The organism is Xanthomonas cissicola (assembly GCF_008801575.1).
In the GTDB taxonomy this organism is placed as follows: Bacteria; Pseudomonadota; Gammaproteobacteria; order Xanthomonadales; family Xanthomonadaceae; genus Xanthomonas; species Xanthomonas cissicola.
The window spans coordinates 1-6563 of the sequence record NZ_VZPL01000115.1; the positions used below are offsets into that span (position 1 = coordinate 1).

A 6563-nucleotide genomic window follows, 5' to 3' on the forward strand; every position below is an offset into this window, starting at 1 on the left:
TAGTTTTGCTTGGCTGGAGAAGAACCGAAGGCTATGGAAGAACTGCGAGCGCAAACTCAACACCAGCCTGCAGTTCATCCATTTGGCCTTCTTGGCGCTATTACTCAGAAGATCGTGAACAGGTTCTAAGAAATCCTGGGCGTATCAGTCTTTACACCCAGGATAGCCATTACGATCGCAAGATCAGCGCCGGTACCGCGACGGTTCGTTTTCCGCTGGTCAAAGGCGGCTGGTGGGAGCGCCTGATCGATCGCCCGCACCGCTTCGGCAAGCAGAAGGCGCGCTTTGCGCCAGGCCAGAGCTATGCGGGGGCTTGGTGGGCGGCGCCTGCCGCGCTGACAGCCATGCAGACGGCGCGCGAGGTGTGGATCGTTGAGGGCATCTTTGATGCGATCGCGCTCCTGCAGCACGGCATGTGCGCAGTGTCGGCCATGTCCTCCAACGCATTTCCGGAAGAATCGCTACGCGAGCTGGCAAAGGCACGCATGGCCCATCTCCCGACGCTCGTGTGGGCGCTGGACAACGAGCCGGGCGCCCGTGCGTACACGCATAAGCACATCAAGCGCGCAGCGGCGCTGGGCTTCGACTCGCGGGCCGCGCAGATCGTCCAGCACGACGGCAAGAAGACCGACTGGAACGACCTGCATCTGCGCGCTATCGCGTCCGATGATCCCAAGCAATGGGACAACGACGTCAACGAATCCCGCTACCAGGGCGACCTGCTTGTGGCTCGCTCGGCTGTGGACAAAGGCCTGCTGATGTTCGAACACGACGGCCGCAACGACTTCTGGTTGGACTACCGCTCTCGCCTGTACTGGTTCGATTTCGATACGCAACGCTTCGACAAGCTGCGCAAGGAGAAGCTGGGCGACATCGATGCGGACGAAGGCGACGAGGTTGCGGCCGAGGATCTGAAGAAGATCAAGCGCGCCGCCTGTTCCGTGCAGAAGATTGCCAACTGCTACCCGGAAGCCCTGTATTTTCAGCGCCAAGAGGTCACCGACGAAAGCTGGTACTACTTCCGTGTCGATTTTCCGCACGACGGACCCAGCGTAAAGGGCACCTTTACAGGTGGCCATGTCGCGAGCGCCTCCGAGTTCAAGAAGCGCCTGATCTCCCTGGCCGCCGGTGCCATGTTCACCGGTACCGGCCACCAGCTGGACCGCCTGATCGAAGAGCAGACCGAGGCGATCAAGACGGTGGACGCCATCGACTTCGTGGGCTACAGCAAGGAGCACCGTGCCTACCTGCTCGGCGATATGGCCGTGCGCGACGGCGAGCTGGTGACGGCCAACGAAGAGGACTACTTCGAGTTCGACAAGCTGCGCTTGAAGACGACGCAGAAGTCCATCCGTCTGGAGATCCAGCGCGACGCCGACGCGTTCCGCGTAGATTGGCTGCCGTGGCTGTGGCAGTGCTTTGGCACGCACGGCATGGTCGCCATGACGTTCTGGTTTGGCTCGTTGTTCGCCGAGCAGATCCGCGCCGGGCACAAGAGCTTCCCATTCCTCGAAGCCACCGGTGAAGCGGGCGCCGGCAAGACCACGCTGCTGACGTTCCTGTGGAAGCTGCTAGGCCGCTCGGACTACGAGGGCTTCGACCCGGCCAAGTCGTCCAAGGCCGGCCGTGCACGCGCCATGGGCCAGGTGTCTGGCATGCCCGTGGTCCTACTGGAAGCCGATCGCAGCGAGCCAGACAAGGCACATTCAAAGACGTTCGAATGGGATGAGCTGAAGGACTTCTTCGACGGCGGCACGCTAGCAACACGCGGCGTGCGCAACGGCGGCAACGAGACTTACGAGCCGCCGTTTCGCGGCACGATCGTCATCACACAGAACGCTGCGGTGGACGCCAGCGAGGCGATCCTCACGCGCATCGTAAAGCTGCACTTCAAACGTCCCCAGGTCACCACCGAAAGCCGTATCGCGGCCGACAATCTCAACGCGCTGCAGGTCGAAGAAGTCAGCCACTTCCTTGTGCGCGCCATTCGTCAGGAACGCGCCATCCTCGATCTGTTCGCCGAACGGGTGAAGGTCTTCGAGGCCAAGCTGCGCGCGCAGCAGGATCTGCGCCTGGAACGCGTCATCAAGAACCACGCCCAGATGCTGGCGCTATTCGACTGCCTGCGCCTGGTCATCACCATCCCCGACGACATGGTCGAGCAGACCCGGCTGGCGTTGTTGGACATGGCGCTGGAACGACAGAAGGCGATCAGCGCCGACCACGCGATGGTCAACGAGTTCTGGGAGGTCTACGAATACCTCGAAGCCACCGGCCACGGTAAAGCCGTCGTCAACCACAGCCGCGACACGCAGCGCATCGCCATCAACCTCAATCACTTCGCGGCACGAGCCGCGCAGTTCAGTCAGTCCGTGCCCGATCTCAAGGTGCTGCGTGCGCTGCTTGGAGATTCGCGTCGGCACAAGTTCATCGGCGCGAACGTAGCCGTCAATAGCGCCGTCCTCAAGGACGATCTGACCGGCGTCGGCACCACCGTGAAGTGCTGGGTGTTTGCCAAATGAGCACGCTCGCACATGTGGGAAATTTTGAGAAATTTTCGTTGACTTCCGACCGGGAGCGGAGCAACTATTACCGCGTCGCCGCAAAATCGGCGGCCGGGATTGGCGTCCCGACTTCAAACGGCGCAACAGCGCCCATCGAACGATGCCCGGCGCTTTTTTCTCGCCCGGCTTCTGCTCGGGCGCGTGCCTGCCAGTTCTATGGCGGGCGGTGCGTGGGGGCCGCGAGGCCCACCGGTTCCGTTTGTCCGGTACGCCAACCCGCACCGTCCGCCACCCCGATTGGCGTCGGGGCGGCGGACTCCAAATTACAAACGGAGTCCTGCATGTCCTACGACGCTCAAGAAGCGCCGGCCAATGCCGCGCGTCAGATCGCCCACTACTTCGGCCTGATCGCCGACACCCTCGACTGGAATCACACCGCCTGGCTCGCCCTGCAGGCGAAGCTGCAAGCCACTGGCAAAGCGCCCGAGGCGCTGACCTTGGCCGACGTTGAGGCCGCCATTCCGGCATCAATGTCGATCTGGCCGAGGTGCGCCAGTGAGCCGGCGCGACATGCATAAGACGCTGCGCGTGGCCCCCGGCGTGTACCTGCTTCTGCAAATCCGGAAGACCGACGTGCTGGCCGAACTGTACGCCGACGGTCTGCATGATCGCCCACCGGTGATGTTCGCCTGCAGCGCGATCGACGAGCCGAGCGCGTTGTTTCTTGTCAATGACGGAACTGGCCTGGTCATTGGCTCGTTGCACGTGGTCATGCCGGAAGACGAGGCCGCCGCGCTGCAGGAATGGGTCATCGAGCGCATGCCTGCATCGGAGGTGGCGTGATGGACGCCGTTCACCCGAACCCACAGCTGCCAGAGGACGCTGACTTCTCGATCAGTGAAGAAGATCAGTCCCGCCTTTGGCTCGCCTACCACGCGACCACATTGCTCGCAGCGCTGACCAACGATATCGCGATCGAGGCAGGCATCAATCACGACGGACCGGCGGCAGTGGCCGAGTACATCCGCCACGAACTGCTTGATGTCCTCAGCAGCGCGCAACGTCTGCGTGAGCCCGACCCCAGCATTCCGCCATCTGGCGCCGACCTGATCTAACCCCGCACCAGCGGGCCGGCGGGCGGTGCTGTAACACCGCCCCAGGGCCCTCCACCAACGCAACTCAGGAGAGTCGATATGCAACAGCACACTGGAACACGTCCAGCCACGGCAGCACGTCCGTTGGCTTTGAGCACCGGACCCGGCCCGGAGGCTACCACGCCGGCCGTCGCCGCCTACGACCGCAGCATGGGCGACTGCTCAGCGACCATCACCATGCACGTCACGCATGGTGCGGTCGTAGTCACCGCCACCCTGAACATGGGACCGCTACGCGAGGCTCATCAAACGTGGGAGCGGCGGCGTGGCACTGGCACCGGCTGGAAACTCATCGACGGGCCCCGCCTGTGGACGACGGTAGAAGACCGCATCAGCACTGAGTTGGCTGAGTTCATGGACGGCCTGGACTTTCCCTTTGACCTGGCCAACATGCTGCCGCGCAGGCCGACTGCGGCGGCTGCAGCTGCGGTCGCGCAGGCCGCGCGGGAGGTGGCGCATGGTTGAGTTACTCGCGCTTGTGGCGGTCCTGGCGCCGGCGGCCGGTGGCGCGCTGGTCTACAAGCTGTGGACGACGCGCCGTCCGCGCCTGACTCAGACCGGCCTGGCTGTCGGACAGGTGCCGCAGCGCCTGCGCCGCCGCACCCGCATGGCTGTGCGGCGGGAGGCTGCTCATGGCTGAGTCGGTCATTCTTCTCGGCCCGCAGGGCAGCTGCAAATCGCTCAACGCCGAGGCTCTGTGTCAAAAGCTCGGCCTGCAGGAGTTCATCGAGCTGGACGATCTGTTGTTCGCGTTCCGCGCTGATCGCCTGGAGTCTTCCGGGCAGCTGATCCTGACCTGCAACGAGCAGCAGGCCCGCACCTGGTCGGTACGCTGGGGCTTGCGCCTCATGCGTGTCGAGGAAGCACGTGCCCAGCTCGGCGACGCGTGGAGGACGCAGCCATGAACCTGCAGCGCACGATCGAGATTGCGCGCGCCGCAGCGCGTTTGGGAGAGCCTGGCCCCTTGTCCACCGGGGAGGCGCTCACAGCCGCTCTGGTGCTGAATCGCCACGACTGGCTGGCCGAAATGGGCTACACCATCGCCCAAGCGTTGGACCGGATCGACTCCGACACCGCGCAACATCTTCGGGACGCCGAGCGCGTGCTGCGCCTGGAGGTACCGTGACGCAACGTCAGGTCGACCACGACAGTCCTCTGCCGCCGTGCACGAGCGGCCACCTGGCTCGTCACATGCTCGACGCCCGCCGCCCCGAGGCCGGCGGCGGGCATTTCATCGAGTGCGTGTGTGGGCGCACGCAGAAGCACCCCAGCTTCGAGTTGGCTATGACCGAATGGCGGCGTGCTCATCGCATCCGCACCCCTCGTGAGCCGCGGCCCCGCGCCCACAACGTTGTGCAGCTCGGCCTGCGATTCACCGGCACACACCAGCGATGATCGATGGCGCAAATATGGAAGGGTTTCGCAGGGCTTGCGAGGCGCGTCACTGGCTACGGCAGGGCTACACGGATGCAGCCAAGGTGCGAGAGCTACGGCTCCGCATCGCTGCTCAGCGCGGCTATGCCGCTGCTGACTTGCTCGTGGAGGAAATGCGCGAGCAGTGGCGGCACAGGCGGGAGTGGACCAAGGAGCAAGATGCATGAGCGGTGAGGTACTGACGTTTGAGGATCTGCGGCGGCTATGCGCACCGATTGGACCCTCCCCCCGTACAGCGACCGTCGTGCGTTGGGCCAATGATCAGGGCATCCGATACAAATACGACGGTCGAGGGGGTATCTGGACAACGCTAGACGCGCTCAACGCCGCGCTGGGATTGCAGCAACACAACGACATCGAGATGGATACAGAACAGGAGCTGATGTAATGGCAAGAGGCCGCAAGCGCAAATTCAATCCCCTCATACCATCTCACATTGATCAGGCCGCGCTCCCGCGCGGCCTTTATTGGGGGGATGGCCGGTGGTACGTCGTCGAGCCGCATCCCGAAGGTGGAAACAGACGAAAGCAAACCGTGGCCTACGCTGGAGCTCGTCTATCGGAATTGTACGGAATCATTGAGGAACGGGCAGGCAAGGGCATGCGAGGCACGTTGCGTTATCTCTTTGATCGCTTCCATGAGTCGTTGGAGTTCAAGGAACTAGCGACCGACACGCAAGATGACTACAAGCGCTATGCCAACTCCATTGCCGACTACCTGCGCAAGGACGGATCGAAACTGGGCTCGGTCCAGGTTGATCGCATCACGACGCCTGTGATCCGGCGACTCGTGGAAGTTTTCGCAATGGGACGGCTTGCCAACGGTCACCAACCCGCGCTTCCTGCAACGCCCAGTAAAGCAAATCACCTTCACCGCTACTTACGTCGCACACTCGCATGGGGCATGCGTGTTGGCCTATGTAGATCAAATCCAGCCATCGGTGTGAGGCAAGCACGCGAAGCAAAGAAGCACCGTATGCCAACGCCGGCTGCATTCGACAAGGTGTTGACCTTCGCTCGTGAACGCGGCTCCCGTCCACCACACACAAAGGGCAGTTGCCCGAGCTACCTGGCGCCAGTCATGGTGCTCGCGTATAGCGCGCGCCTACGCGGCATCGAGGTGTGCACCCTTAACGACACACATAATCAGCCAACAGGCATACATGCTCAGCGGCGCAAAGGATCACGCGACACGCTGACCGAGTGGGATCCTGAGATGATCGAAGCGTGGGATTTCCTCGCAGCGCGGCGTACCGCGATCTGGACTAAGAAAGGCCGAAGCTTTCCAGTCCCTATCAAGGCTGAGGATCGGCGGCTACTCGTTGAACAGACTGGTAGCCCCATGGCTAAGGAAGCTCTGAACAACGCACCACAGATACGCGACACTACCCGCCTCATCATGTAGAGGATCATCTATGCAGCTGACGTTCGGTGACGCTGAGGGCCTGGGCAAGCGCAAGCAGACCCGGCGC

10 protein-coding genes and 2 pseudogenes are annotated in these 6563 nt (G+C 62.8%); all 12 read left to right on the forward strand.

All coding sequences use genetic code 11. The features are described from left to right. Nucleotides 1-118, forward strand: a pseudogene (locus F7R02_RS23475) (IS5/IS1182 family transposase); the annotation flags it as partial. A 31-nt stretch (nucleotides 119-149) separates the two neighbouring features. Next, nucleotides 150-2522, forward strand: a pseudogene (locus F7R02_RS23480) (toprim domain-containing protein); the annotation flags it as partial. 323 nt (nucleotides 2523-2845) lie between these two features. After that, a complete protein-coding gene (locus F7R02_RS23485) occupies nucleotides 2846-3082 on the forward strand; it encodes a hypothetical protein (protein ID WP_078589829.1) in 237 nt (78 codons plus the stop codon). Then, the gene (locus F7R02_RS23490) at nucleotides 3060-3347 is read left to right on the forward strand and encodes a hypothetical protein (protein WP_172397227.1); all 288 of its coding nucleotides are present in this window, start codon (nucleotides 3060-3062) and stop codon (nucleotides 3345-3347) included. Before F7R02_RS23485 ends, F7R02_RS23490 begins: the two co-directional genes overlap by 23 nt. After that, nucleotides 3347-3619 carry a hypothetical protein gene (locus tag F7R02_RS23495; RefSeq protein WP_078589828.1) on the forward strand — a complete coding sequence of 91 codons (273 nt, stop codon included), beginning with the start codon at nucleotides 3347-3349 and terminating at the stop codon, nucleotides 3617-3619. The genes F7R02_RS23490 and F7R02_RS23495 overlap by 1 nt, the downstream gene beginning before the upstream one ends. 78 nt (nucleotides 3620-3697) lie before the next feature. Next, a complete protein-coding gene (locus F7R02_RS23500; RefSeq protein WP_167521099.1) occupies nucleotides 3698-4123 on the forward strand; it encodes a hypothetical protein in 426 nt (141 codons plus the stop codon). Next, nucleotides 4116-4298 carry a hypothetical protein gene (locus F7R02_RS27050; protein WP_015472273.1) on the forward strand — a complete coding sequence of 61 codons (183 nt, stop codon included), beginning with the start codon at nucleotides 4116-4118 and terminating at the stop codon, nucleotides 4296-4298. The genes F7R02_RS23500 and F7R02_RS27050 overlap by 8 nt, the downstream gene beginning before the upstream one ends. After that, nucleotides 4291-4563 (forward strand): hypothetical protein, encoded by a 273-nt coding sequence (locus F7R02_RS23510; RefSeq protein WP_016851002.1) that lies wholly within the window; start codon nucleotides 4291-4293, stop codon nucleotides 4561-4563. The genes F7R02_RS27050 and F7R02_RS23510 overlap by 8 nt, the downstream gene beginning before the upstream one ends. Next, nucleotides 4560-4784, forward strand: coding sequence for a hypothetical protein (locus tag F7R02_RS23515; RefSeq protein WP_008572787.1), 225 nt, complete (start codon nucleotides 4560-4562; stop codon nucleotides 4782-4784). Before F7R02_RS23510 ends, F7R02_RS23515 begins: the two co-directional genes overlap by 4 nt. Before the next feature lie 265 nt (nucleotides 4785-5049). Then, nucleotides 5050-5259, forward strand: coding sequence for a DUF7696 family protein (locus F7R02_RS27055; protein ID WP_042826460.1), 210 nt, complete (start codon nucleotides 5050-5052; stop codon nucleotides 5257-5259). Beyond that, entirely contained in the window at nucleotides 5256-5480 is a 225-nt protein-coding gene (locus F7R02_RS23530) for a hypothetical protein (RefSeq protein WP_016849275.1), read from the forward strand. The genes F7R02_RS27055 and F7R02_RS23530 overlap by 4 nt, the downstream gene beginning before the upstream one ends. After that, a complete protein-coding gene (locus F7R02_RS23535) occupies nucleotides 5480-6496 on the forward strand; it encodes an integrase (protein WP_235900982.1) in 1017 nt (338 codons plus the stop codon). The genes F7R02_RS23530 and F7R02_RS23535 overlap by 1 nt, the downstream gene beginning before the upstream one ends. Nucleotides 6497-6563 lie beyond the last annotated feature (67 nt).